The organism is Paenibacillus sp. Root444D2 (genome assembly GCF_001426375.1).
GTDB lineage: Bacteria > Bacillota > Bacilli > Paenibacillales > NBRC-103111 > Paenibacillus_E.
The window spans coordinates 89382-114745 of the sequence record NZ_LMEO01000009.1 but is presented as its reverse complement, the minus strand read 5'-3'; the positions used below and the strand labels follow the sequence as shown (position 1 = coordinate 114745).

The 25364-nt window shown below is 45.7% G+C and carries 22 protein-coding genes and 1 pseudogene; 10 read left to right on the top strand and 13 right to left on the bottom strand.

What is annotated here, in order from left to right; translation table 11 throughout:
- Positions 1 to 976 precede the first annotated feature (976 nt).
- Positions 977 to 1558: a polysaccharide deacetylase family protein gene (locus tag ASD40_RS07810; RefSeq protein ID WP_268795880.1), complete on the bottom strand. Its 582-nt coding sequence runs from the start codon at positions 1556 to 1558 to the stop codon at positions 977 to 979.
- On the opposite strand from ASD40_RS07810, the gene ASD40_RS37775 reads away from it, so the two are divergent.
- Entirely contained in the window at positions 1538 to 1846 is a 309-nt protein-coding gene (locus ASD40_RS37775) for a hypothetical protein (RefSeq protein ID WP_162251207.1), read from the top strand. The genes ASD40_RS07810 and ASD40_RS37775 overlap by 21 nt on opposite strands.
- Positions 1847 to 1906: 60 nt before the next feature.
- On the opposite strand, the gene ASD40_RS07805 is transcribed toward ASD40_RS37775, so the two are convergent.
- The 5 genes and pseudogenes from ASD40_RS07805 to ASD40_RS07785 all read right to left on the bottom strand — a co-directional run bounded on the left by ASD40_RS07805 (position 1907) and on the right by ASD40_RS07785 (position 5498).
- Positions 1907 to 2266 (bottom strand): GIY-YIG nuclease family protein, encoded by a 360-nt coding sequence (locus tag ASD40_RS07805; RefSeq protein WP_057302757.1) that lies wholly within the window; start codon positions 2264 to 2266, stop codon positions 1907 to 1909.
- Positions 2267 to 2301: 35 nt separating this feature from the next.
- Positions 2302 to 3000 (bottom strand): annotated as a pseudogene (locus ASD40_RS07800) (DUF2087 domain-containing protein).
- A gap of 62 nt (positions 3001 to 3062) precedes the next feature.
- Positions 3063 to 3512, bottom strand: coding sequence for a DUF6157 family protein (locus ASD40_RS07795; RefSeq protein ID WP_235549195.1), 450 nt, complete (start codon positions 3510 to 3512; stop codon positions 3063 to 3065).
- Positions 3513 to 3518: 6 nt separating this feature from the next.
- Positions 3519 to 4067: a DUF1697 domain-containing protein gene (locus tag ASD40_RS07790; protein WP_057302755.1), complete on the bottom strand. Its 549-nt coding sequence runs from the start codon at positions 4065 to 4067 to the stop codon at positions 3519 to 3521.
- Between the two features lie 183 nt (positions 4068 to 4250).
- Positions 4251 to 5498 carry a TolB family protein gene (locus ASD40_RS07785; protein WP_057302741.1) on the bottom strand — a complete coding sequence of 416 codons (1248 nt, stop codon included), beginning with the start codon at positions 5496 to 5498 and terminating at the stop codon, positions 4251 to 4253.
- A 174-nt stretch (positions 5499 to 5672) separates the two neighbouring features.
- Between ASD40_RS07785 and ASD40_RS07780 the strand changes: the two genes are divergently transcribed.
- The 3 genes from ASD40_RS07780 to ASD40_RS07770 all read left to right on the top strand — a co-directional run bounded on the left by ASD40_RS07780 (position 5673) and on the right by ASD40_RS07770 (position 7731).
- Entirely contained in the window at positions 5673 to 6446 is a 774-nt protein-coding gene (locus ASD40_RS07780; protein WP_057302740.1) for a threonine/serine exporter family protein, read from the top strand.
- Positions 6447 to 6450: 4 nt separating this feature from the next.
- Positions 6451 to 6879 (top strand): threonine/serine exporter family protein, encoded by a 429-nt coding sequence (locus tag ASD40_RS07775; RefSeq protein WP_047677780.1) that lies wholly within the window; start codon positions 6451 to 6453, stop codon positions 6877 to 6879.
- A gap of 153 nt (positions 6880 to 7032) precedes the next feature.
- On the top strand, positions 7033 to 7731 hold the full coding sequence (locus ASD40_RS07770) for a class I SAM-dependent methyltransferase (protein ID WP_057302739.1): 699 nt from the start codon (positions 7033 to 7035) through the stop codon (positions 7729 to 7731).
- A gap of 5 nt (positions 7732 to 7736) precedes the next feature.
- Here the strand turns inward: ASD40_RS07770 and ASD40_RS07765 are convergent, their stop codons facing one another.
- The 3 genes from ASD40_RS07765 to ASD40_RS07755 all read right to left on the bottom strand — a co-directional run bounded on the left by ASD40_RS07765 (position 7737) and on the right by ASD40_RS07755 (position 9764).
- Positions 7737 to 8180, bottom strand: a complete 444-nt coding sequence (locus tag ASD40_RS07765; protein WP_057302754.1) for a DUF2269 family protein — start codon at positions 8178 to 8180, stop codon at positions 7737 to 7739.
- Between the two features lie 219 nt (positions 8181 to 8399).
- Positions 8400 to 8732 carry a hypothetical protein gene (locus tag ASD40_RS07760; protein WP_057302738.1) on the bottom strand — a complete coding sequence of 111 codons (333 nt, stop codon included), beginning with the start codon at positions 8730 to 8732 and terminating at the stop codon, positions 8400 to 8402.
- 90 nt (positions 8733 to 8822) lie between these two features.
- Positions 8823 to 9764: a helix-turn-helix transcriptional regulator gene (locus ASD40_RS07755; protein WP_057302737.1), complete on the bottom strand. Its 942-nt coding sequence runs from the start codon at positions 9762 to 9764 to the stop codon at positions 8823 to 8825.
- A 107-nt stretch (positions 9765 to 9871) separates the two neighbouring features.
- Here ASD40_RS07755 and ASD40_RS07750 point away from each other — a divergent pair, with 107 nt between their 5' ends.
- The 3 genes from ASD40_RS07750 to ASD40_RS38495 all read left to right on the top strand — a co-directional run bounded on the left by ASD40_RS07750 (position 9872) and on the right by ASD40_RS38495 (position 12675).
- A complete protein-coding gene (locus ASD40_RS07750; protein ID WP_057302736.1) occupies positions 9872 to 10297 on the top strand; it encodes a VOC family protein in 426 nt (141 codons plus the stop codon).
- A gap of 1371 nt (positions 10298 to 11668) precedes the next feature.
- Positions 11669 to 12211 (top strand): DUF3231 family protein, encoded by a 543-nt coding sequence (locus tag ASD40_RS38500; RefSeq protein WP_235549194.1) that lies wholly within the window; start codon positions 11669 to 11671, stop codon positions 12209 to 12211.
- 47 nt (positions 12212 to 12258) lie between these two features.
- Positions 12259 to 12675 (top strand): DUF3231 family protein, encoded by a 417-nt coding sequence (locus tag ASD40_RS38495; protein ID WP_235549193.1) that lies wholly within the window; start codon positions 12259 to 12261, stop codon positions 12673 to 12675.
- 55 nt (positions 12676 to 12730) lie between these two features.
- On the opposite strand, the gene ASD40_RS36055 is transcribed toward ASD40_RS38495, so the two are convergent.
- The 4 genes from ASD40_RS36055 to ASD40_RS07725 form a co-directional block, all read right to left on the bottom strand.
- Positions 12731 to 14176, bottom strand: coding sequence for an eCIS core domain-containing protein (locus tag ASD40_RS36055; RefSeq protein ID WP_063870739.1), 1446 nt, complete (start codon positions 14174 to 14176; stop codon positions 12731 to 12733).
- A 103-nt stretch (positions 14177 to 14279) separates the two neighbouring features.
- The gene (locus ASD40_RS07735) at positions 14280 to 16109 is read right to left on the bottom strand and encodes a cache domain-containing sensor histidine kinase (protein WP_057302735.1); all 1830 of its coding nucleotides are present in this window, start codon (positions 16107 to 16109) and stop codon (positions 14280 to 14282) included.
- A gap of 38 nt (positions 16110 to 16147) precedes the next feature.
- Positions 16148 to 17653 (bottom strand): extracellular solute-binding protein, encoded by a 1506-nt coding sequence (locus tag ASD40_RS07730; protein WP_057302734.1) that lies wholly within the window; start codon positions 17651 to 17653, stop codon positions 16148 to 16150.
- Positions 17654 to 17692: 39 nt separating this feature from the next.
- A complete protein-coding gene (locus ASD40_RS07725; RefSeq protein WP_057302733.1) occupies positions 17693 to 18796 on the bottom strand; it encodes an SGNH/GDSL hydrolase family protein in 1104 nt (367 codons plus the stop codon).
- 233 nt (positions 18797 to 19029) lie between these two features.
- Between ASD40_RS07725 and ASD40_RS07720 the strand changes: the two genes are divergently transcribed.
- The 3 genes from ASD40_RS07720 to ASD40_RS07710 all read left to right on the top strand — a co-directional run bounded on the left by ASD40_RS07720 (position 19030) and on the right by ASD40_RS07710 (position 25033).
- Positions 19030 to 20619 carry an FAD-dependent oxidoreductase gene (locus tag ASD40_RS07720; protein ID WP_200957385.1) on the top strand — a complete coding sequence of 530 codons (1590 nt, stop codon included), beginning with the start codon at positions 19030 to 19032 and terminating at the stop codon, positions 20617 to 20619.
- A gap of 29 nt (positions 20620 to 20648) precedes the next feature.
- Complete coding sequence (locus ASD40_RS07715) at positions 20649 to 21707, top strand: Gfo/Idh/MocA family protein (RefSeq protein WP_057302732.1); 1059 nt, start codon at positions 20649 to 20651, stop codon at positions 21705 to 21707.
- Positions 21708 to 21787: 80 nt separating this feature from the next.
- Positions 21788 to 25033: a family 10 glycosylhydrolase gene (locus ASD40_RS07710; protein WP_156389930.1), complete on the top strand. Its 3246-nt coding sequence runs from the start codon at positions 21788 to 21790 to the stop codon at positions 25031 to 25033.
- Positions 25034 to 25364: the final 331 nt, after the last annotated feature.

The following is a 25364-nucleotide window of genomic DNA, read 5'->3' as shown; positions in this document are numbered from 1 at the left end:
CTTTACCCTCATACGAACAACCTCCGGCTAATTTCATTGTATTTTCTTAGCCTAAAAGTGTCCAACTTAATTAGGGGGCTTTATAGAATTGTTGTACAGAATACAACATTGTTAGCTATCTGAGAAGAAACCAACGATAAATGTTGTACGATGTACAACTTCCCCCTCAACTAAGCCAAGGAAGGCTGTAAAACTGGCTTCCTAATTCACCTACTCTTACTCTTACTCTTACTCTTACTCCTTCTACTACTTCTACTCCTTTTTACTCTTCTACTCCTACTCCTACTCTTACTCCTTCTTACTCTTCTACTTCTACTTCTACTTCTACTTCTACTTCTACTTCTACTTCTACTTCTACTTCTACTTCTACTTCTACTTCTACTTCTACTTCTACTTCTACTTCTACTTCTACTTCTACTTCTACTTCTACTTCTACTCCTACTTCTACTTTTACTTTTACTTTTACTTTTACTTCTACTCCTACTTCTACTTCTACTTCTACTTCTACTTCTACTTCTACTTCTACTTCTACTTCTACTTTTACTTTTACTTTTACTTCTTCTTCTACGCCTTCTCTTTTTCTTTTTCTTTTTCCTTTTCCTTTTTCTTTTCCTTCCCCTACTCCTTCCCTTCTAACCGACTACAAATACACATTCCAAAAAATTCAATTTAACAATCTGACTTTGCCTAACAAACCAATCAAGCAAAACGAGCTAACCAAGCAGAACGAGCTAACCAAGCAGAACGAGCTAACCAAGCAGAACAAGCCGAATAAGCTAACCAAACTAAATAAGACAACTAAGACACAAACCTGGCCTTCCAAGCTAATAAGGATAAGTTTTACTCTCCAAAAACTCCATAAAAATTAATCTAGTCTGTCAAAACAACCGGATTTGTAGCACTTTAGTACATTACTCTACAGTCTAGTTAGATCGAAAAAGGGATAAGGTGATACTTATTACTCTACGTGAGTAACTTATTTCCTTCTTCCTGAATATAGAAGCTTCTGAACCCATGTAGCGAAATCATCTTCGCCATGAACGACAATTCGACTTAGTTCATATGGCGATTGGTTCGACGAAGCGTAGCCTTCCTTCGTTGTAAACGCGTAGCGGAATTCCTCCTCTTTTAAGATCTTCAACGTATCCTCGTTGTACTCGCCATACGGATGTGCAAAAACATCAGCGCTCTTCCCAATCGCCTGTTCAATACGTCGGCGCGATTCCGTGATCTCCTCGCGCTGCTGTTCTATACTGAGCTGCGGGAGATGCGGATGTGTCATGCTATGCGGCGCTATGTCCCACCCCGCCGCGCTCAGCTCTTGTACTTGCGGCCAGCTCAAGTAGCCTGGCTGGCCAATGAATCCTGGCGACAGGAACAGCGTCGCCGGAAAACCGTGCCGCTGGAGGATCGGCATCGCCACCTCAGCGTTGTTCGCGTAGCCGTCATCGAACGTGAGCAGCACGGGCCTCTCCGGTGACGGTTGTTTCTTCTCGATGATGCGCGCGAAGTCGCCCAGCGTCAACGGGGTGTAGTGATGCGCGGACAAATAGTCCATTTGACGCGCGAACTTATCGGGGTGGAGCACGTACGTGTTCCCTGGTTCCACCCCGATGCTGTGGTAGTTCAGCACGGGAATCGCGATCCCATGCTGCTGCCCTTCCGCCGCGACTTGGGACGCGGATGCTCGGGTTACTGCTGGCGCGAAGCATGCCAGCCAGAGCCACACGAACGCGAATATAGGCGCAAGCGTTCGCACAATTCGCAAATAATTATTAATACCCCTACCATTCATCGTTCACACCCCATTCTAGAATTATCTCCTTCACTTCACTTGCTCTCATAAAACATGTCATATATCTTATACTCCACACATTTCATTCCCGTATTATCTCCAATATTTGAATTACATCCCTAGCAAAAGGGGATTATAACCGCGATCCTCATATGGCTGGAGCTCCTCAAGCCACTTCTCTTCCAGCTTTTTCAGCGCATCATTTTCGTCGAAGTAACCGGTCTCCTTCACTTTGAGTACTTCTAGAACCTCAAGCACGAAGGCATCGCCACCAAATTCGTTCCATTCCTTCTGCAGAAGCTGGTTCCGATGCGTGTCCATTTGTAATTCCATTAGCTTCCCATTCATAGATTTTAAATTCTTCGTGCTTATAACCCACAGCTTTCCATTAATCGTATTTCGGACTTGAAATACACCGGCTTCCTTCTTCGTTTCTTTATATTGCTGCTGCAGCTCTTGTCTACGATTCATCTCATTGATCTCCTTTTTATTCATGTTGTTCATATTCATCCTTTCAGCCAATATTGACTTCCGTCTGGTTGTCGATCGAGAAAGCCATATTCAATGATCATCTCGTTTACTTCCTTTTCTCCATAAAAGCGATCCTGTTCGAATCGTTTGGCAATTTCACGCAGCACAACGACTTTATGCTTTTCTTGCTGTGAAAATGAGACTAGTTCACCTGACGTACCATCAGGGAAATACTTCTTAACGATCTTCTCGTACTCATCTTCCGTCATATTGTATCGTTCATCCACCATCTTGGCCGATTTATGAATCTCTACAAAAGCTGGCGCATGCTGGTCCTTCTCTTTCAACAGCTCCATCATCGTCACAAAAATTTTGGCTTAGCGCTCTTTCTCCTTCAATCCAAATCGATGATTGCGAATCGTTGAAGCACTGCCAATTCCCAATTCCTTTTGGATTTCACTATCGCTCTTTCCTTCATAGAAAAGCTGAAGCAAACTATTTTGATGATCAGTTAGACCTGTAAGCTTTTTATCCAACCCGATCAAATATTGAAAGACAGATCCATGTGCATGCCCAATATGCCATTTCAGATAACGCTCTGCCTCATACAAGACACCATCTTGGGGGTAAATAATCCCTGCTTCCGTTCTCTTGCCGCAAAGTAAACAAATGTAACCATCATCTTCCTGTAGATAGCCGCGTTTCCACTCATCGAGTGAGGCTTTCCAGAACATTACGAATAAAAAAAGAATCCCTTTCCGATAAAAGGATTCCATGTTTTCATTTCCTATTTCTTTCACCCGCGAGAATTTCTCATCGCAAATAATAACTTTGGACCATCTTCATGTCCCGTACCTGCTTCAACAAATTGCTGGTAAGCTTCAGATTCCATGGGGTAAATCGCAATTTTGCCTTCTTCATTGTAATGTACACCCCAACCGTGCTTCTTTGGAAGCATGGATGCTCTTAAACAAGGGTGGTTTTTAGAAAAAAGCTCCTCACGAATTTCATCACTACGAGCTTCGATTTCGCTCTGAGGTATTTGCTTATGTTGCAAATAGACTTCATAAATAAGCTCGCCTTGGGTATATTTGTATGGGTTCTGAGACAGCAGCTCGTATTGGATCAAATGAGCGGTTTTACTATCCTTTTTCATGGAAGGTACAATCCCTACTTCAACTGGACAGTCAGCAGAAACCTGTATAAATGTATTCTTATAACTCATGTGTTCATCATCATAGGCCATCTTGGTTTAACTCCCTCCTTCTGCAAGTTGAATCAATTTATTCACGGTCTCCCAGTTCCTTGTTGTCGCGGATACACCTAGCTTCTTTTCGATAAAATTGTTGCTGAACTTTGATTCTCCGTAGTTTTTACGAATGAGTAAATATACGGTTAGCCCTTTGACACGGAACTCGTCCACTTCATTTTGAAAGGCTTCTAATTTTGCGATAGCCGCATCAGTCGCTGAATGAGATAAAAAGGTTATATATCTTTGTTCATTCGCTTCTGCATTGACTATTTGGTAAGGTGTGTTTTCTACAACCTCGTGCAATTCCTCTAATGTTCGGATGACAACGGGAATATCGAAAGTAAGTTGTACCTTGAGCTCGTTCACAATTCGATCACGTACGTCTGCAGGATCATTTTCCTCACAATCAAAAATGACGTTACCGCTTTGTATATATGTCATTACATTTTTATAATCCATGGATTCAAAAATGCTCCGCAGCTTGTCCATCTTAATAATTTTCTGACCGCTTACATTAATTCCTCGCAAAAGTGCAATATACTTCGGCATCGCATAACCCCACAACATTTTTTAATTCCATTATACACCAATTATACCTTATTTGCTTTCATTCTAGCCTCAATATCGTTGGTTGGCACTCCAATATCCAATATGAGCATAACTAAACAACCTGAGTTCAACTAAATACTCGGCTCAGGTTGCATCAAATTTTTTAAGTGTAGTCTCAATCGCTTATTTTCGAATAAAAAAACTTAGAACAGTATTCCAATTCCTTTGTTCGTAGTAGTTGGCTCCAATGTCTATGTTTTCGATCCACGTTTCAGCATTTTTGCTATGAGGATCAGTGACTATGACATTTGAATAGCTGCGATTGGATCTAATCCATGCCAACTGGTGTGATGGTAGAGAAATGGGATTAAAATCGCCGTAAGTTTCCGAAGGCTGCGTCAATAATTTCTGATGTTGACTCTTCAGCTTCACATTAACCAAATATGGAAATTGCCGTTTGGCTGGGTCTATTGACCACTCCGCCTCTTTTGATCTTGAAGAAACGATATTCCGGAGACCATACCAAGTGAAGTTTTGCTCGACGTAACCATTAGGAGTGTAGGAAACAGATTTTCCGGCAGGAATCCGCATAACTTTCAAATGTTTATTCGTTGTAGCTTCTCTTCCAACACCTTCGATATAGGCAAGTGTTTCATCTTTGCTCGCCCACTCAAACCACATCTCGTTGTTAACCATTTGATCAATTGTTTTGAAAACTGAGCCATCTGCGGATAATACACAGAGTGTGTTGCCATCAGCCGACAGCGATGCGGTAGGTTTAGCTAAGAAGGCAATCCAACGTCCGTTTGCAGACCATTTGAAGATGCTTGTACCAACAGCAAAAAAATCATCAGACTGCTTGGGCAGTACATGCAACGTCTCAAAGCGGGTTGGATCGGCATTAGCGGTTAATGGTATCTTCATTATTCGTATCGGTGTCCATTCGTTGTCTAAGAGCTTGGCTTCCGTTGAAACTAAAATACTGCTCCCATCCGGATACCAGGAAAAATTCCCAATCCCCTCTGCAACTTTCTTCGGTTTTGCAAGTTCATCGGAGTCTATCCAATTAAGCTGCTGCGCGGTAAGAAATGCGAGAGAATTCCGGTTAGGTTGCCATTGGAAGTTCCTTCCGCCTTCCTGTGCAACGAGATGACTTTGTCCAGTTTGAACCTGTAATAGCCAAATTTCTTGTTCATTTTCGCCCTTTGTATAGGCTATCCACTTGCCGTCATAAGACCATTTCGGGTTTAATATGTATGCTCCTCGGGTCTGTTGTCTTTCGTTGTCACCAGCTTTAATCCATAGGTCGCCATTTCGAATGAATGCTGCTTTCAGCAGTTCGGCGGGCTTTTTTGCATAAATAGTCGTGCTATTCGTTATGATGAGTAATACAACCGACATAGCAAGAAATGTTCTCCTAAAAGCTCTCATGATATTCCTCCTTTTGGTAACTTATCTTTTACGATTTCCTTTTGTCGTTAAGAACATGCGGAGACATGGCCGATTGTAGTGGGACATACACCAAATGAGTTCAACTTAGGATTTTCAATGGTTTCCGTGATATATTATACTTTTGGCAAATACTTTTTCAGGAGAGAACAAACCATGGCTTATCCTGCTGCTACGAACTACGAAATTGCACAAGTTTGTTTACTAGCTGGTAAAATCATGCTGGAAAACGGTGGTGAAACCTATCGTGTCGAAGATACCATGACCCATGTCGCAGAAGCCTTTGGCGTACCGAACTCCCATAGCTTTGTAACACCTACTGGCATCATTTTCTCCATAGATGGGCCTGAGCAGACCACAAGACTAATTCGTATATCCGCTCGTTCGACCGATCTTCGCAAAGTCACGGTTGTGAATGCAATTTCTAGACGAATCAGCCAGGGGGAACTAACGCCCACAGAAGCTTATCGGCTGCTTGAGGACATTGATGTGGCCCAGATGCGTTATCCCGCTTGGTTTCAAATACTATCCGCTGCTGTTGCAAGCGGTTGTTTCTTAATCATGTTCCAAGGAGAATGGCATGATTTCCTACCTGCTTTCGTTGCTGGCGGAGCTGGCTTAGCCTTCCTTAATTATTTTAATCGGTTAGTGCCGATTAAGTTCTTCGCTGAATTTCTGGCGTCCTTACTCATCGGAACCATGGCTTTCTTGTTTGTCAAAGTGGGGTTTGGTCATGCACTTGATACCATTATTATTGGCTCTGTCATGCCGCTTGTTCCGGGACTTCTCATTACGAATGCCGTGCGCGACTTAATGGCTGGCCATTTCGTTTCAGGGGTTTCCAAAGGCGCTGAAGCCTTCTTAACTGCTTTTGCCATTGGAGCCGGCATTGCCTTTGTACTTTCATTTTATAACGGGGTGGGAGTTTAGGATGATGATGATTGAACAGCTCTTAACGAGTTTCATTGCGACTGCAGCATTCGCTATTCTATTCAATGTTCCTAAGGGCACACTTTTGCAGTGCGGCTTCGTGGGTATGTGCGGGTGGATGTTATATGTTTCCATTCAAATGATTCCTTTAGACCCCATCCTGGCCACGTTGATTGCCTCTTTTTTCGTAACTGTTATCAGTCAATTTTTTGCGAAAATATATAAAACACCTGTTATCGTATTCAGTGTATCGGGTATCATCCCGTTAGTTCCAGGAGGATTAGCCTATGATGCCATGCGTAATGTCGTCCTCAATCACTATGATCTGGCCGTACAGCTAGCAGCCAAAGCCTTCCTGTTATCTGGTGCTATCGCGATCGGACTAGTCTTCTCCGAGGTTCTTAATCAGCTGTTGCGTCGAACAAAACATTGACCCTTTTGAACTATTTCGCAATAGTTCATGCCACCTTGATAGTTTATACCTATAAAGATGATCGGTTTTATATCTTAGATTTTTCCTGCTTTTCCCTTTAAAATGAGACCAGGAAGCAAAAACAGCTAATCTACCGAACGGAGTGATCAAACTATGAGCGAGCAAGCAAACCAACAAATCACAACAAAATTCAACGAAATTGCTGAGAAGTATGATAGCCAGCGAAGAAAACTTATTCCTTGTTTTGATGATTTTTACCACACAGCAACTTCACTTGTGCAGGTCGATCATGCATCTCCACATATTCTCGACCTAGGAGCTGGTACAGGTCTCTTTTCCTCTTACGTACTAAACAAATATCCGAATGCCAAAATAACGTTAATTGATCTCTCACAAAGCATGCTCGACATCGCTATACGGCGATTTGGAGAAACCCAAGCCAATATGACCTACATTGCTGAGGATTATAGTACATTCGAGACTTCTGAACCATTTGATTGCGTAATCTCTTCGCTCTCCATTCACCATCTCGAGGATCAGGATAAGCATGCCCTGTATGAGAGGATTTTTAAGCTGCTTAAACCAGGAGGGGTCTTCATTAACGCAGATCAAGTCCAAGGCAGCAGCACTTTCCTTGATCAATTGTACCGTTCTGATTGGGAGGCCAAAGTTGAAGCCACTGATCTAACTCCTGAAGCTGTGCAAGCTGCCTACGAAAGGACAAAGCTGGATAAAATGGCTCCCCTCGATCAACAGCTGAATTGGCTTCGAGCTTGCGGCTTCATCGACGTTGACTGTGTCTATAAATATTACAATTTCGTTGTGATGTACGCTCGAAAGCTAGCAGATTAACCTATCTACCAAAGAGTCGGTTTGGCTACCATAAACCACATCATAGACAGCGTAATGATGACATACCAGAATAACGCCTTGCGCAGCTTGTTCACTAAGAAATCTCGACTATCGTGGGGTGCCTTTAGCTTACGAAGCAGTGGCGAGAATGCACGGGCGATAAAGTACAGCGAAGCAACCATAATGAGGACCGTAACTATAATCCATGATGTCTTCCACGTCCACGCCGTTAACCATGTGAGTAAAATCCCTGTCGCAACTAGCACATGGCCGGCATGCTTAGTAAGCCGAACCGTAATGCGAAATGGCTCTAGGTAGTCTGGCAATTGCTCGAATGGCGCATTTCGAATTCTAGCCAATAGTGGAAACAGGATAAAATAAGGGCCAATACTTAAAACAACACTAAATATATGGATATATAAAAGCAGTACGTACCAAGACAACACCATCATCCGTTCTATCTGAGAATTGAGAAAACCTCTATCGAGGCCATTCAAAGATGAGCGACCGCGTTTAACGAGGAGAGACTTTGGTCTACGACCAAAGATCCCTATATTAGGTTTTATCGCCAATAAGAAAGCGGTTTTCGGAAACCGAAAACTTATACTTTCTTATGTGGTCAACAAAACAGTGCAGATCCATGGATCCACACTGTTTTTTGTTCTTACTTATTCAGCCTTTTGAAATTCGTGTACCCATACTTTCATTTGCGGCAGCCATGGCATACCTGGATGCATAGCTAAAATACTATCACGGTACTCATCAACGGATGTATGACCTTCTGCTTTTGCATGTTCCACAGTCAATTCACCCAAAGCTTGTTGATAAACGTTAGTTACTGTAAAAGCAATGCCTTGCAATTCCATCGTTTCACCGATATCTGCATAGCGTCCATTACGTCTGCAAGCTGTTTTCTCACCAGCAAGTACCTTGCTAACTTCAGCTTCTTTCGTAACGAGTCGGTCGATCGAACACGTTTTTGGTGGCAATGTTTCGTTCATGTTAGTTCCCTCCTTTTGGCAGTTCTCATTATATCGAATGTAACTAGCTTTGTCGAACTGTACGGCAACCTTGTTACTAGTCATCTTTTCTTACTTGTATTTTGCCATGATTTCGGCCATCATCTCTTTCATCCCATCCACCAATTCCGATGGACTTTTTACGGTCGCCTCACTACCCAAACCAAGAATAAACTTTGCGAAAAACGGGATGTCACTTTTTGCAATGTTACCGTCTAGACAACCTGTGCCATCGTTACGGATATGTAATTTAGATACCGTCCATAATTCATTCTCGCACTTCTGGACACCTTCTTTGCTTAATTCCACAAATAAAATAACTTCTTCCTCTTCCTCTTTGCTAAGTGATTCTCTATTTCCAAGATGAACATGACGAAGATCCATCGGTTTCGAAGCAGAAGAAACCGCCGAATGAATTCTGTCACATCGGAATACACGAATATCGCCGCGAATAAAGCAATAAGCTGGACAGTACCATAAGCCATTGCTTGCATAGATACCAATCGGCTGGATTTCCCTACTAGATATTCCTTCTCGCGATTCATAATCGATGAGAAGGACTTTTTGATCGATAGCCCCATCCAGTAAGATGGATAAAAAGGGGGATTCCGAATGTCTTGACGGCGTTATAAAGTCAACCCGGTTTTTCATTTGATCAATACGATCCCGGACGTCTCCAGACATGTAGTTATAAAACTTGCTCAATGCCGAAGAAGCTTCCGTTTTAAAAGGGAGATTGGCATAGTGCCGCAGGGCATGACAAGCAAAAAATATGGCTATGGCCTCTTCCTCAGTAAAGGCAATGGGTGGCAGGATTCTTTCATTCAACACCTGATAACCGCCATGAGGTCCCACTTCCGAGTATAAAGGAACTCCTAACTCACTTAATTCCTGTAAATCTCTTAAAATCGTTCTCGATGACACCTCAAATTCTTGGGCAAGTTCCTTGACAGTAAACTTCCGTTTTCGGTTAACAGTCATCATCAATGCCAGGAGTCGTTTTGATTTGGGCATAGCAATTCTCCATTTTTTATATTTATGACAAGTACTGTCACTATTATAAATTATAATTGGCATTGAGCGAAAGAATAAAAAATTTGAACCAAGGGAGCTGTGTAATCATGATTTTACAATTAACACCTTTTATTATGTTGGACGGAAATGCCAAAGAAGCTATCGATTTTTATGTACAATCATTGGACGCTAAAGTTGTCTTTATCCAAACCTTTGGAGAGAGTCCGGATTCCGACGAATTATCATTTCCAGAAAATGCAAGAGATCGGATAGCTCACTCGGTGCTAAAAGTCGGCCAAACAGAACTGATGGTTTCCGATATTTTTCCGGGTCAACCCCATCCCATTGGTAATCAAGTTACTATCTGTATAACAACTTCTGAAAAGGAGCAGGCTGAGCAACTATATGAAGCGTTACGACAAGACGGCCAAGTGAGTTTGGAACTGCAAGAAACTCATTTCAGTCCAGCTTACGGTATGGTCATAGACAAGTTCGGTGTAGTCTTTCAGATCTTCACTGCGCGTCAACGCTAACCTATCTATTTATGGTGAGATCGAAATAACAGCACTTTTTTTGGGGGGGCGAAGGACTAATACCTCAATATAAAAATAAGAAAACCCTGACCATTAGCCAGGTCTTTCGTTTAACAGCCCCTCCCAGCTACTTGGACATCTGTAACGATGTAATTCATCGTTACAGCGCGAGACAGCCACGGCTGAGACATCTGCAACGATGTAAAACATCGTTGCAAGTTGCACGCAGCACGGGAGACAGCACTGTTTTCATCTGCAACGCTGAAAATCATCGTTACATCGCGAGACAGCTACGGTTGAGACATCTGTAACGTGTAAAACATCGTTACAAGTTGCACGCAGCGCGGGAGACAGCACTGTTTTCATCTGCAACGCTGAAAAACATCGTTACAGCGCGAGACAGCCACGGCTCAGACATCTGCAACGATGTAAAACATCGTTGCAAGTTGCACGCAGCGCGGAGCAAGCGCTGTTTTCATCTGCAACGCTGAAAATCATCGTTACAGCGCGAGACAGCTACGGCTGAGACATCTGCAACGATGTAAAACATCGTTACAAGCTGCACACAGCACGGGAGACAGCACTGTTTTCATCTGCAACGCTGAAAATCATCGTTACAGCGCGAGACAGCCACCGCTGAGACATCTTCAACGATGTAAAACATCGTTACAAGTACCTCGCAGCGCGGGAGACAGCACTGTTTTCATCTGCAACGATGAAAATCATCGTTACAGCGCGAGACAACCGGCTGAGACATCTGTAACGATGTAAAACATCGTTACAAGTACCTCGCAGCGCGGGAGACAGCACTGTTTTCATCTGCAACGTTGAAAATAATCGTTACAACGCGAGACAGCCTCGGCTGAGACATCTGTAACGATGTAAAACATCGTTACAAGTTGCACGCAGCGCGGGAGACAGCACTGTTTTCATCTGCAACGCTGAAAATCATCGTTACAGCGCGAGACAGCCACCGCTCAGACATCTGCAACGATGTAAAACATCGTTACAAGCCACACGCAGCGCGGGAGACAGCACTGTTTTCACCTGCAACGCTGAATATCATCGTTACAGCGCGAGACAGCCACGGCTGAGATATCTGTAACGATGTAAAACATCGTTACAAGTTGCACGCAGCGCGGATATCAGGCCTTATCTCACCTGTATTAAAGGGTTGCCTATACGTCACCCAAACCATATAAATACTTATCTTATAACCAAACCACTCCTTTATGGAGTGGCTTTTTTATGACAGATGGAGACATCACTTGCCCTGTCCGATGACAACTCACTAAACATCAGATATTGAATATTAATGCCAATGGAGGAAATATTATAAATAAATAATAACACCATTGGAAAGGTGATAAGATGCAAACAGAGCATAAGATTTTATTAACATCTGCAGAAATCGCAAACATTTGGTCTGCATATATAAATGATACATTAGCAGTTTGTACACTAGAGGTTTACTTGTCACATGTGGAAGATACAGAAATTCGTTCCGTCCTTGAATTTGCCATGCAATTATCACGAGCACACGTACAGAAATTAAAATCTTTTTTCATTGAGGAACAATACCCTGTTCCAGACGGATTTTCGGAAAAATTAGATGTTAATTTGGAAACTCCACGCTTGTTTCTAGATGATTTTTATCTTTTTTACATACAGAATATTGGCAAAGTTGGGCTTGAATTTTATACGCTGGCTTTGGCCAATGCCGCTCGTTTGGATATGTGTGAATACTTTACCGAATGTCTAAATGAATCGGCTCGATTGCTAAATAAAGCAACAGAAATCATGTTACAAAAAGGAACTTTCATAAGAGCTCCCTTTATTCCAATTCCGAAAAAAGTTGAGTATGTCCAAAATCAAAGTTATCTTGCAGGTTTGTTTGGACATGGTAGACGTTAAATGCTATTGAAATAAATCATATCTATTTTAACCTCATTCAAAATCAATTGGGTCGGTCTTTGCTGATTGGATATAGTCAAGTTGCTAAGGACAAAAAGGTCCGCGATTATTTCATTAGGGGCAGGAACATTGCAGATAAACACGTTGAAATCTTCGGAACATTACTAAGTAAAGAATATCTTCCATCTGCAAGTGCGTGGGATACACTACCAACAGAATCAACCGATGCGCCATTTTCAGAAAAACTAATGATGTTCCATACAACCGCGTTAAGCTCGGCTGGAATTGCACATTATGGCAGAAGTCTTGGTCAAAGTCCTAGGACTGATTTAGGAGAAATTTACGTTCGACTAACGGCAGAAATTTTGAATTTTGCAAAAGATGGATCAGATATCTTGATTGAGAATGGTTGGTTGGAACAACCGCCGCAAGCTGCTGACAGAGATAAACTAGCAAAAGCATAGTCCAACATGATTAAAATAAAAAAACCGCCAGACACATAGTGGCGGAATCAATCATCTATAACGCATTGTACGTTTTTTGGGTGTCGTCCATCCCAAGGAGTTCGGGAAGATTTACGACTGTATATCCGTAACCCGCTTCATATCTTTTATCATACGGTTTCGTATGCCCATAATTTGGCTGCGTATTGTTAGCGCCATAATGCGTATGGACAACTGCTTTATTGTCATACTTCGCGACCATATCAGCAGGACCAGCAACCTCAAATTCAGCCCCGTAATTAGCTGGGTTATTCCCATACTTTCTCACATAATCCAAACTGTCAACCCGGTTTTCGTTGATATCCTCGATGAGTTGAATAAACGGCTGAACAAACGGAACAAATTCTTCCGTCATATCGTAAAATTTAACCTTAGCCTTATCATACAGAACGTAGGCCAAGTAATTTTTCCATTCTGCCGTGAAGGCAGCAGCGCCGGTAACGAAATCAGACACCTTGTTCCCAGTTAATGTTATTATTTCCTCTAACCAGGCCTGCAATGGCTCGGGATCATCCTTACAGTAATCAATCGTTTCCTGATCTGTATACGCGTCAACACCATCGTAATCAGGATAAAGCGTGGAAATCTGTGTCCGCAGCGATTCAAAATCGCTAGCTTTTGCTTTTTTCCATAACTCATTCTGAATCAGTCCGGCAATGAAGCTTTCTTTTAACTCACCGGCGTCAACTTCCGCTTCATTTAACACTTTTTTCAGTCCTGCAATCCCTTTTTTCACCTCTCCTTTTACATAAGCAGAGGTGTCTTTTTTCAGGAATTGTGCATACTCCATAAATATGACATTGGCGTCTCCGAGATCGGAGGCTTCCACATGCTTTTCATCCTCGTCACCGTTACGTTTTTTTTCACTGGAAACAAGCATTCTTTGCACGACGCCGGCATCGCTCAGCAAACTTCTTTGAATGTCTGGACGTGAAGGCTCAGCTCCCCCTTGCACATGCTGTAAGGCCTTGGCACCCATGATATCAGCTTCTTGCTCCAACCCTGCATCATCGTTGATCGCAACGTCTCCCATTTGCATCCTAGGTTTCACCTTGCCTTGCTTTTGCTGTACAACATGCCACGTTTCATGAGGGAGATGCTGGTCTTGTCCGGGTGCAACATGAATATTCGTCCCCTCCGCATAAGCATGGGCTTGCAATTGGGCAGGCTTGGGAGAATTATAGTGGACTTTCACATCGTCCAAGGAAATCCCCGAAAGTCTCTCCACACCTGATTTCAAATCATCCGGAAGCCCTGTATGATTTGTCTTTCTCTGAACCGTTTGTGTCGGATTGGCTAGTTGGCCAGCCCGTACCATTTGGGCAACAGCCCGATTCCCTATCGTCTTTTGTAAGCTATGTATATAATTTGGACTCATTTGCACTTGAGTAGAAGCTGACAACCCGTGATCATTTAATGCAGATGTTTCTATTGACCTGCGCATTAAACTTTCATTTTTCATCCTGATACCTCCCCTCGTTACACTTAAGTTGATACCATTTTATCATATTATATGAAACAAGAATGCCACTATTTTCCTTCATCACCTTCACATTGAGATACCCTTAGCCCGCTTGCTCTTCTATTGGCGACACACATTTTTCCAACGGTAGGCGGAGTGTGATCCGGGTGCCCCTTTTGGCATCGCTCTCGAAGATAAATTGTGATTCCTTGCCGTAGTACATGATCATCCGTGTGACCACATTTCGCAGTCCGAACAGATCCTTATCTTTCTTGAAGTCCGTTGAAATACCTTCTGCCGCTAGCTTAGAAGCTTCCTCCAGTTTGACGCAAATATAGGCGAGCCTTTCGTCATTGACCCCTACCCCGTTGTCGCAAACTTCAAGCACAAGCCGATTACCTTCCAAATACGAGGAAATGAACAGTTCTCCGCCCCCGCTCTGCTTTTCCAAACCGTGCAGCACAGCATTTTCTACAAGCGGCTGCAGGAGGAGCTTCAATACATGATAAGGAGCGCTTTCCTCGGCGATGTCGTACCGAACCGTAAAATGATCCAAGAACCTCAGCTGTTGGACTTTAATGTAATATTTCAAATGCTCGATGGTCTCCCCAACCGCAAACGTTTCGTTTCCCTTATTCAGGCTTAGCCGGAAAAATTTCGACAGATTAAGCACCATTTCGCTGATTTCATCCGCTTCATAGTTTTTGGCCGTCCAATAGATGGAGTCTAGTGTGTTATAAAGAAAATGCGGGTTGATTTGCGACTGCAAAAACTTAAGCTCCATTTTGGACAGTAAAAGCTGTTTCTCATAGTGGTCACGAATAAGTGTCTTCTGGTTCTCAGCCATCCGATTGAACGATTCGATCACGTATCCCAGTTCGTCCACACGCGTATCTTCCAGTTGAATCGTGAAATTACCTGTACGGAGCTGTTTCATCCCATAAGCTAGCTTCCGCAGCGGTGCGGAAATTCCCCTATAGATGATCCAGGAAATCCAAACGGCTAGCACCAGACTGACGGCTAATATCCCATAACTAAACACCTTTAGAGAGTCGGTATGGCTGCGGAGCTCCGCCAAGGGCTGCTCCATCATGAGCGACCAACCGGAAAACTTTGATTTCACACTGATCGTAACCATTTCCGTACCGGTTTGCTGTGACTTGCGGATCGTCCTAACTTCATTCACGGTATCCCAAACTTGAGGTTGTACACTCGCACCTGTGCCCGTGATCGAGCTTCCGTCGCTGCCAAACAGATAGATATTCGCATTTTTAGAGGGAAGAAGCGGTTTCGCCAACTCGATTAGAGCGCTTTTTTTGACGGAAAGCACAAGCAGATTCGGATTAATGAGCGTCCTGTTATACGGATCCATCGTCCGAATCAGATGAACGCTGTCTGCATCGAAGTAAGATTCACCCTCCTTCGGCGTAAAAAAAACAGTACCCCCACTGGATTCCATTAAACGCTGGTACCATTCCTGCTTCTCCGCGCCTTCGGGCAGCTTGCGCCCCCCCAGTTTGGTGGAAATGACGGTACGTGACGGCATATGGATGATGGAGATTTGGTCCACGATCAAATTGACCGTCGTCATGTTCGTGATCTGGTCCATCACTTGTGCAAAATGAACGAACGACTGCTTTTCCGGCTCCTGCCCAACGGACTGCAGTGTTGTGTTCATGTTCATATCGAATGCGATCAGCGAAGAAAGCTGTTCGAGGTTCTGCAGTGTCAGGTCGATGTAATCCGTCATCGTATGCAGGGCCCCTTGTGTCCTCTCACCCGTTTGAACTTCTAAAATCGACTGTGATTTCGAGATGGCAAAAAGACTGAAGCCGGCGAGCGGAAGCAGAATCAGTAAAAAGTACCATGTTAGCCGAATCTGAATATAACCGACCAGTATTTTGCGCACTTTAGGCAGGATTTCTTTTAACATATTGGTGGTCCCTCCATTCGTGCCCTGTTACTTTCCGGCTACTTGCCGGTTTCTCGCCACCATTCGTTCACTTCTCCAGTTATTTCATCGCCGCCTGCATCCTTCCATTTCTTCACAAAGGCATCGAATTCCTCGATGGGACTCAACCCCGCGATGATTCGTGTAAAAGTCTCTTCTTGCAGCTTGGAAAGCTTGACGTAATGCTTGCCCATTGCGGGTGTCGGCGGTCCATTAAACCGGTCTTCCATCAGGTTGCTTTCGATTCGCTGCGTGTTTTCGTATAGATGAAATTGTTCGCCGAGTCCCTCCAGCCGATCCCGCGTTATGTCCCGCTCAGCGGTATCGACCAACGCTCCATAGATACCTCGATAGCCATGCTTCGTGTGCTCGTCAAACCGGATAGAAAGCTTTCCGTTCACTCGAGTCCAAATTTCGTTCTCAAAACCTAGCTTCAGGCTTGTTTGACCGGGGCCAGCGATGAAATCGAGAAACTTAACAACGGCTTCCGCGTTTTGACTCTTAATGGGCACCACATTGTAAGAACGGACGTTTGAAGTGCTGTAGACCCCGTGTTTACCGTTCGGTCCTAACGGGAAATCAAGCGGAATCCATATTGCATTTGGATCATTTTTACGGTTAGCCGCAATGTGGGTGCGTGTGTCAGACCATGCTGCGGAATATAAGCCGACCCTGCCAGTCGCAATCTTTTCGCCAAGTACATCGATTTTATTGAGCGGGAACTCCGGGTCCAGAATATTCTGGTCGTACAGGCTGCGAAGGTAAATGAGTGCCTCTTTCATTTCTGGGAGGATACCGGAGTAAACCAACTTACCGTCCCGCTCATACCAAGCGTTCATTTGTACGCCGAAGGCGCCGAGAAATGGTGACGTTCTCCTGAGACGCTCAAGGATCGAGAGACCAAAAGTATCCTTTCTACCATTTCCGTCCGGGTCTCCTTCGGCAAAAGCCTTCATCACCGTTGTAAACTCTTCGATTGTTCGCGGAGGCTGCAGGCCGAGCTTGTCCAGCCAGTCTTTTCGAGCATAAACAATTTCAGTTCCCTTCACTTCGTTCAGACTGGGTATTGCATATATATGACCATTGACGGTTACGTTATCCCAAGCTTCTTTTGGGATTTTGGCTTTCAGGTTCGCCCCATACTTCTCAATATAATCATTCAAAGGCGTGAGCGCCTTCTGATTCACGAAATTGATAAACCAAGAGGGATTGCTCGTGTTCAGTAGATCGGGAGGCTCCCCAGATGTCATAATGACATTTAGCTTTTCATCATATCCGTTCAGCGGCGGGAGTGTCACATTCACCTGTACGCCGATGTTTTTCTCAATGTAGCTAAGATAGGGGTTGTTGTTCTCGTCCATACCTTCCGGAAAGTTCATGCCCAGGCTGTTCACGATGATTCGAATGACCGGTTCCTGGACAGCTTCCGAAACGTTGTCTTGGTTCTTTGACCATTCCGGAAAGCTGCATCCGGCGGTAGCGAAGCACGTGAGTAGGGCTAGAATGGCCGCGCTATTTCTTTTCATTACTCAACCACCCCTCCAGGCATAATGAACCAGCAATCTTTAATCGGCCAAAATCTTTCGCAGGGCTGGCGTCAACCCATCTGACATACGCAAAAAGCCGAGGTCCGTCGGATGGACTCCGTCAACGGTACATTCGTGCGCATCCTCACCCAGCAGGTTAGATCCGTCGTAAAAATAAATGTTGGCATCGCCCATCTCGCGCTGCTGCTCTACAGTTCGGAGTTGGAATTGTTTGCGTTCCGACCGATCTTTCACCATTTGATCATGAAATTTGTCCTTCGCATAGATGATGCGCGACATTACAAGGATTGGAGTCAGCGGATGTTTATCTCGGTAGATCGATATGAACTCGGGTAGAGTTGTCTGAAGCAGTTCAGTAGAAACGCAGTTCGCCTCATAATCCAGTATCAGGCATGCAGGGTTCGGGATGTCCGAAAGGATATGAGCGAGCTCAGGTTCTCCCTTACCGTTGCCGGAAAAGCCCAGGTTGAGAAACTCCCTGTTGATACGTCTGGAAAGTATGTTGGTATAAGCCATCCCCGGACGGGCTGCACAGCCGCCTTGCGTGATTGAGGTGCCGTAGACAATGATCTTGCCGTTATTTTCGTATGCCGGTGGCGGAGCGATCTGCGCTTCACGTTCCAAGCCGATCCAAACCTCCTCTACGCCTTGGTAGAGTGGAAAATTTAGCGTAATGATCCGTCTCTCCCGCGCCATATCCTTAAAAATAACAGCTTCGTATTCGGCGAGCTTGTGATCATAAACCGTTGTGCCATAATATAGCTGCTCTCCTGGACCTCCAATGTAACAGTCAAACCCGCACTGCCCTGTCGAGGGCATATGATACATATTGGCAACTCCTAACAATTTTACTTTGACAGATAGCGATATAGCATCCGTCTCGAAGCGGATTTGACCGCCGGCGGTGCAGTTAGCCAATTGGTCTACCGCCTCTGGGAGTTTCCAATCTGGTTTTGCCGGTAACCTGCGGTAAAGCCTTTCTTCGTGCAGCCAACCGAAACCGGCAATTTGGAATGGCTTCTCTAACGGTGAATACCAATTAACATGATTGTCGCCTGATTGCTGAATTCGCATGTTTGCGTCCAACTGCACGGCGTTAACAGGTTGTTGTTGATTTGGCATCTAACATTCCTCCTCTACTTACTCCTTAAAATCCACTCACATTGTGGGGCTTTGTTATCCATTTTCGACTCCGATCCAGCAATCCCTTTTTTTCCATAGGCAATGGTTATTAAAGTACCAAAAGAAGTCATGGTCCTCCGCTGTGACCTCGTTCCCGCTGTATTACAATGAGGATAGCCTGTGAAATCCTGCAGGCGAGGAGGAAAAAGGAGGGAATATTTCCGTTGCCACACATGAACAGCAACTACAACATTCAAGAATTTCATGCCGATATCGTCGTGATTGGCGGGGGAACCGGCGGCTGCGCAGCCGCACTTGCCGCTGCCAAATCGGGCAAGACGGTGATCATGACCGAAGAAACCGACTGGATTGGCGGGCAATTAACGAGCCAGGCTGTTCCGCCAGATGAGCACCCCTGGATTGAACAGTTCGGCTGCACCCGCACGTACCGGCAGTTCCGGGATGGGGTGCGTGATTATTACCGGCGCCACTTTCCCCTTACCGAAGAGGCACGGTCCCGCATTCATCTTAACCCCGGGAATGGCGGCGTTTCGCGGTTGTGCCATGAGCCACGCGCAGCACTGGCAGTTCTGCAGGAAATGCTGGCTCCTTATATTCACAGCGGGAGGCTGCAGATTCTTACCCGTCATCGCGTTGAATCGGCTTCCGTGGACGGTGATGATGTACGAACCATAAGGGTAAGGAATTTGCTTACCGGTGAACTCGTGGAGCTATCCGCCGCCTACTTCCTTGACGCAACGGAATGTGGAGATGTTCTGCCGCTTGCCGGGGCGGAATATGTGACTGGGGCGGAGTCCAAGAGCCAAACCGGTGAACCGCATGCCGTGGAAGGGGAAGCTCTACCGCAGGACATGCAGGGCTTTACATACTGCTTTGCGATGGATTACATCGAAGGCGAAGACCACACCATCAAACGTCCAGAGCGCTATGATTTCTGGCGGCAGTATAAAGCCGATTTTTGGCCCGATCGCCTGCTAAGTTGGTCCGGCGTCCGCCCTCATACGCTAGAGCATGTCACTTATGAACTTTTTGAAGGGACGGAAAAGTACTCTCTGTTCTACTATCGACGCATCATCGACAGCAGAAACTTCGAGAAAGGCTTTTATCCTGGTAGCATTACACTGGTCAACTGGCCGCAGAATGACTACTGGGTTGGTTCGGTCATCGACGTGAGCGATGAGGAAAGAGAACGGAATTTGTGGGATGCGAAGCAGCTTAGCCTCTCGTTGCTTTACTGGCTGCAAACGGAAGCGCCTCGGCCGGACGGGGGTTTCGGCTACCCGGGACTTCGTCTGCGCAAAGACATCGTCGGCACCGAGGACGGACTGGCCATGACTCCGTACATGCGGGAGTCACGCAGGATCAAAGCACAGTTTACCGTACTGGAACAGCATGTGAGCACAGCCTGCTGCCCCGATGGTAAAGCAGAGCAATTTGCCGATTCTGTCGGCATCGGCTGTTACCGAATTGATCTGCACCCGAGCACGGGGAACCGCCATTATATCGATATCTCTTCCCTGCCGTTCCAGATTCCACTAGGCAGCCTGATTCCCGTCCGCATAAACAATCTGCTGCCGGCATGCAAAAATCTTGGCGTCACGCATATCACAAACGGCTGCTACCGGCTCCATCCTGTTGAATGGAACATCGGCGAGGCTGCTGGTTTTCTGGCAAGCCGCTGTATCGACCGTGAACTCCTGCCCCGCGAGGTGCGCAGTATGGAGACAGAGCTTCGTGGCTTCCAGAATATGCTTATAAGCTATGGGATTGAACTCGCTTGGCCAACGATTCATTCGGTATAAAAATAGTCTAGAGACGAGGAGTTTTTCAAATGAGCAAAGTACGTGTAGCGGTCATCGGAGCCGGATCCATTTCCGAAATGCATTTGAAATCATACCAAAATAATCCAGACGCTGAGCTTTACGCCATCTGCGACCTGAACGAAGAACGCGCTAAGGCGAAAGCCGAAAAATACGGCATAACACGCATTTACACTGACTACAAAGAATTGCTTGCCGATCCAGGAGTTGATGCCGTCAGCATCTGTACGTGGAACAATAGCCATGCGCCGATATCCATCGCCGCATTGGATGCCGGTAAAAACGTGCTTACGGAAAAACCGCTCTGCAAAACGGTAAATGAAGCGTTAGCCGTGGAGGAAGCGGTCCACCGCTCCGGTAAAACGCTTCAGGTCGGCTTCGTCCGCAGATATGCATCCAATACTCGTATCATCAAATCATTTCTAGAAAACGATGAACTCGGTGAAATTTACTACGCCAAAGCTTCGTGCATTCGTCGTCTCGGTAATCCTGGCGGCTGGTTTTCCGATGTGGAACGTTCTGGCGGCGGCCCGCTGATCGATGTAGGCGTCCACGTTATCGACCTTTGCTGGTACCTGATGGGCCGACCGAAAGTGAAATCAGTCTCCGGCAATACCTACAATAGACTCGGCAACCGTGCCAACGTGAAAAACCTTGCCTTCTACAAGGCAGCGGACTATGACGCTTCCCACAATACCGTAGAGGATATGGCGAATGCGCTGATTCGTTTCGAGAATGGCGCCTCCATCCTTGTCGACGTAAGCTTCACGCTTCATGCGAAGGAAGACGAGCTTACCGTGAAGCTGTATGGCGACAAAGGCGGCGCTGAATTGGAACCTCAGCTATCCATCGTCACAGAGAAGTATGATACTATCTTGAACCTCACTCCGCAGATCAACAACCTGTCTTTTGATTTTGTTGCCGGGTTTCAGGATGAAATCAATTACTTCATTGAAGTATGCCAAGGCAAAAAGGAAACCATTTCTCCTGTTCAAGACGGCGTTGAAATGATGAAAATTCTTTGCGGTATCTATGAATCTAGCGAAAAAGGCGAAGAAATACACTTCTAAGAAACGGCTTGCGACAAACCTCAAAGTTGAACTGGTCCAAAACTAGCCCTATCAAATGAATGGAAGGATAGTGAAACCCGTTGAATAAGTCGAAATGGATGTCTTTGACCTTATTGGTCACAATGATCGTTTCCCTTTGGTCCACGAACGCTGCTGCTGCTGCTGCGGAGACCGTTTCTGGCTCCGCTGCCACTGCCACTGCGGAGGCCGCCGCCGATTACATTGAAGTTGAAGCCGCTCCGGTAGATATAACCATTGATATTGAAGGTCCTCGCAAGCAAATTAATGCTGTCGATAAGGATGTAAGCGGTATTACCGATTATGTAGCTTTATTCACAACGGAATATGCACCTCAGATTACAGTTGGCAAAACTTCCATCGGCGTTATCGTCGATGGATCTAACCAAGTGACTCGCGTGGTAAACCCTTCCGTGAACGGCGGAGTGCCAGTCTGGACAGGGCCTACTGACCTAGTCATCCCTCAAGGCGGTTACATCCTAGTTTCGAATGACGACAGTTGGGCGAACAAAACCTATAAGCAATACCTCGCGAAAAATTTCAAGGTTGGTGACAAAATCAAGCTGCGTAAAAACGGGGAAGTCATTCCTGTCTCTGAATTAATGACAGGACAAGGTCTCAAAGCTCGGCTTAAACTGAACAACGACGAATGGTTTACGGTAACCGAGCCGAAAACAGTAGTCTCCGGCAAGCTGGAAAACCTAGAGCAAGGTATCCCCTATTCGATTCGTGTGAACCAATCCACGGTTGCGTTGCAAGCAAACGGCACCTTTCAGCTCGAGGTTGGTCTCACGGAGGGTGTCAATTATCTTGACGTCATCGCCATCAAGAATGGGACGGAAAATGACCGCAAGACGCTTGTCGTGTTTTACAAAAAACAAACGGGCACCGCAAAGGAAGTCGTCCTATGGGTCGACCAAGGAACGAATATTTTCAAGCTGCAAACGCCTGAAAATGTTCATGATATGCTGACCAAGGCAAAAGACGCCGGAGTCACGGCAATTGCACTAGATGTTAAAGGTGTAGAAGGCTTCGCCAACTACAAGAAGAACGACCTAACCGGTCGTCCGCATATCTCCCAAATGACCGCGCCGACCCGCGCGGGAGCGAATCCGAACCTTGACATGCTGGAGGAGTTCATCAGGTACGGGCATCAGCTCGGCATCAAAATCCATGCAGCGTTCAACGTCTTTGCCGAAGGCTCACCTGCGCACAACGAGTATGGGCTGCTGAACCAGCACCTCGACTGGGAAGAGCATGTTTACCGTCCTGAGGATGGCGGTCAGATTCTGCGGCTGCGTGAAAGCAACTATTACAAAACGGGTAAATCCCTCGTAGCTTTCGTTAACCCGGCTAATGATGACGTAAGAGCCTTTGAGTTGAAAAACATGGAAGAAGTTATCAAAAACTACGATGTTGACGGCGTCGTGCTAGACCGAACCCGCTATGACAATGAAACTGCCGACTTCAGCCCGTTAACCCGCTCGAAGTTCGAGGCGTTTCTCGCCGATCGCGGTAAGCAGCTTACAAATTGGCCTGCTGACGTCTTCACTTACGTGAACAATGTCCGGCAATACGGACCTCTCATCAACGATTGGTGGGAGTTCCGCTCGCAGACGATCAAGACGTTTACGGATGAAGTCCGTTCGCTCACCGATCGGTACACAGCACTGAAGGGCCATAAGATCTACTCTTCCGCCTATGTAGGCTCCTGGTTTGATTCTTATTACCTGAACGGCGTCCACTGGGGCAGCCCGAATTTCAAATACGACAGCCGTTTGCAATTCCCTGACGACAGCCTTTACACTGAGTCTTACGCACAAAGCGGTTATACGGGCAACATCGATTTTCTAATGATCGGCACGTATCAAACAACACAAAAAGAAATCGAGCATCACATCACGCTGGGCAGCATTGTAACGAACGGCGAAGTTCCGATGTACGCGAGTATCGCACTGGCGAACATCCAGGATCCTCCGCTTCAGCGGTCAGTGTTCCAGGCTGGCTTGTCGCAATCGAATGGTTTGATGCTCTTCGACTATTCGCAGGTTAATTGGTCGGTTGTTAAAGCGTCGCTCCAGAACGTGGAGTACGTCAAGGATTATCAGGTAGGCTCAAGTGTTCCTAGCAATCCGGAATCGTTCCTAGAAGGCGATTTGTACAATGTAAGCCGGAATGAGAATAATCTCAACGTCTATACGGATTCGTTCGGTCTAACGACAGCTACCAGCACCTTTGGTGTCGAAGCGATCGTAGACAGCACCGGTAAAGTCACTAAGGTCGTAAACCAACAACAGGCGCTTAGCTGGAACTGGACGAATATGTCGCCCAATAACAGCGTCATTCCGCAGGGCGGCTTCGTGATCTCTGCTCTGGATGCTTCAGGCGTTCGGACGAGACGGCAGCTGGTCGCCAAAACTTACAAGGTCGGTGATGCTGTCAGATCGGCCGTGCTGCGCGGTCACCTTGCCTATGCAAACGTTAGCACACCGCTGAAGAATCTCGAGATCAAAGGCAATGTTGAAGTACTTGGGCCGGGTACGGCTGATGTTCGTTTGAATGGCGTTCCCGCTGCACTGGCTAGCAACGGAGACTTTAGCGGTATGGTCCCGCTGGAAGTTGGTTCCAATCCTATAAAAATATCCGTTTACGTAGACGGCCGCAAAACGAACGAAAAAACCGTGAACATAACGCGTACGGCTCCTGTCATCACAGGCATTGAGCTTGATTCTGCCGCCTACCGTCTAGTGGCAGGCGACAAGCATGCAACTGTCACGACAGCTGTCTACTCGGACGAAACGAGAGCCGTAGTAACCGGTGCTGTGTTCAGCTCCACCAATCCTGAGACAGCAGCCGTTGCCGCAGACGGAACGGTTACCGCGCTGAAGGCCGGAACTGCGGAAATCATTGCTGTATATGATGGAAAAACAGCCAAATCAGTTGTTACTGTCGTCGAAATGGCAAGTATCACTTTTGAAGAGAATAAACACAGTCTTGTGAAAGGTGAGACCTTCCAAGCACCGCTCAAAGCAACTTACTCAGACGGCACAATGGCGTACATCACCCAAGGCGCGACATTCATCTCTTCGCTCGATAAAGTTGCATCCATAGCTGCAGACGGCACTATCACAGCTGTGAAGCCTGGATCAGCAACCATTACTGCCTCTTATCGTGGCAAACAATCGGAGATTAAGATCAAGGTATTCAATACACACAATGAAAAGATCGATGATAAAGAGAATGATGATGGCGTGTACGACGATGCAGCGAATGATAATAGAGAGAATGAAGTTGGAGATATGGGTTAAGATTTGACAACGGATAAGGATTGAGAACGGATAACCTCACATGTTCATAAAAAAGCATTCGGTTCTTTCCATTTGGAAAGGACCGAATGCTTTTTGGGGCAGATACAAATGGGGCCGATTGGTTAGAATTGTGCTTGCGCGTTGGTTCTCACGAGGAACTATCCCATCAGTTGGTTACGATGACCTGCGGAACGTCAGTACCTTATTTTCGGCCAAAGGGCTCAAATTGGGGTCTTCACGGAACGAGAATTCCTTATTTCTTCAAAATGCGGGCATTTAGTTGTATTCTTGCGAAATAGAGGATCGTCGTTCCGTTTGACCACAATATCGG

What these genes read in the sequence shown, in the direction of transcription:
- ASD40_RS07755 (WP_057302737.1), bottom strand. Translation starts at nt 9,764, where the DNA reads ATGCCCAAATCAAAACGACTCCTGGCATTGATGATGACTGTTAACCGA.
- ASD40_RS07715 (WP_057302732.1), top strand. Translation starts at nt 20,649, where the DNA reads ATGAGCAAAGTACGTGTAGCGGTCATCGGAGCCGGATCCATTTCCGAA.
- ASD40_RS38500 (WP_235549194.1), top strand. Translation starts at nt 11,669, where the DNA reads ATGCAAACAGAGCATAAGATTTTATTAACATCTGCAGAAATCGCAAAC.
- ASD40_RS07805 (WP_057302757.1), bottom strand. Translation starts at nt 2,266, where the DNA reads ATGAATCGTAGACAAGAGCTGCAGCAGCAATATAAAGAAACGAAGAAG.
- ASD40_RS07785 (WP_057302741.1), bottom strand. Translation starts at nt 5,498, where the DNA reads ATGAGAGCTTTTAGGAGAACATTTCTTGCTATGTCGGTTGTATTACTC.
- ASD40_RS07810 (WP_268795880.1), bottom strand. Translation starts at nt 1,558, where the DNA reads ATGGACTATTTGTCCGCGCATCACTACACCCCGTTGACGCTGGGCGAC.
- ASD40_RS36055 (WP_063870739.1), bottom strand. Translation starts at nt 14,176, where the DNA reads ATGAAAAATGAAAGTTTAATGCGCAGGTCAATAGAAACATCTGCATTA.
- ASD40_RS07790 (WP_057302755.1), bottom strand. Translation starts at nt 4,067, where the DNA reads ATGCCGAAGTATATTGCACTTTTGCGAGGAATTAATGTAAGCGGTCAG.
- ASD40_RS07720 (WP_200957385.1), top strand. Translation starts at nt 19,030, where the DNA reads ATGAACAGCAACTACAACATTCAAGAATTTCATGCCGATATCGTCGTG.
- ASD40_RS07780 (WP_057302740.1), top strand. Translation starts at nt 5,673, where the DNA reads ATGGCTTATCCTGCTGCTACGAACTACGAAATTGCACAAGTTTGTTTA.
- ASD40_RS07730 (WP_057302734.1), bottom strand. Translation starts at nt 17,653, where the DNA reads ATGAAAAGAAATAGCGCGGCCATTCTAGCCCTACTCACGTGCTTCGCT.
- ASD40_RS07765 (WP_057302754.1), bottom strand. Translation starts at nt 8,180, where the DNA reads ATGGTGTTGTCTTGGTACGTACTGCTTTTATATATCCATATATTTAGT.
- ASD40_RS07775 (WP_047677780.1), top strand. Translation starts at nt 6,451, where the DNA reads ATGATGATTGAACAGCTCTTAACGAGTTTCATTGCGACTGCAGCATTC.
- ASD40_RS07725 (WP_057302733.1), bottom strand. Translation starts at nt 18,796, where the DNA reads ATGCCAAATCAACAACAACCTGTTAACGCCGTGCAGTTGGACGCAAAC.
- ASD40_RS07770 (WP_057302739.1), top strand. Translation starts at nt 7,033, where the DNA reads ATGAGCGAGCAAGCAAACCAACAAATCACAACAAAATTCAACGAAATT.
- ASD40_RS07760 (WP_057302738.1), bottom strand. Translation starts at nt 8,732, where the DNA reads ATGAACGAAACATTGCCACCAAAAACGTGTTCGATCGACCGACTCGTT.
- ASD40_RS07750 (WP_057302736.1), top strand. Translation starts at nt 9,872, where the DNA reads ATGATTTTACAATTAACACCTTTTATTATGTTGGACGGAAATGCCAAA.
- ASD40_RS07735 (WP_057302735.1), bottom strand. Translation starts at nt 16,109, where the DNA reads ATGTTAAAAGAAATCCTGCCTAAAGTGCGCAAAATACTGGTCGGTTAT.
- ASD40_RS07795 (WP_235549195.1), bottom strand. Translation starts at nt 3,512, where the DNA reads ATGGCCTATGATGATGAACACATGAGTTATAAGAATACATTTATACAG.
- ASD40_RS37775 (WP_162251207.1), top strand. Translation starts at nt 1,538, where the DNA reads ATGCGCGGACAAATAGTCCATTTGACGCGCGAACTTATCGGGGTGGAG.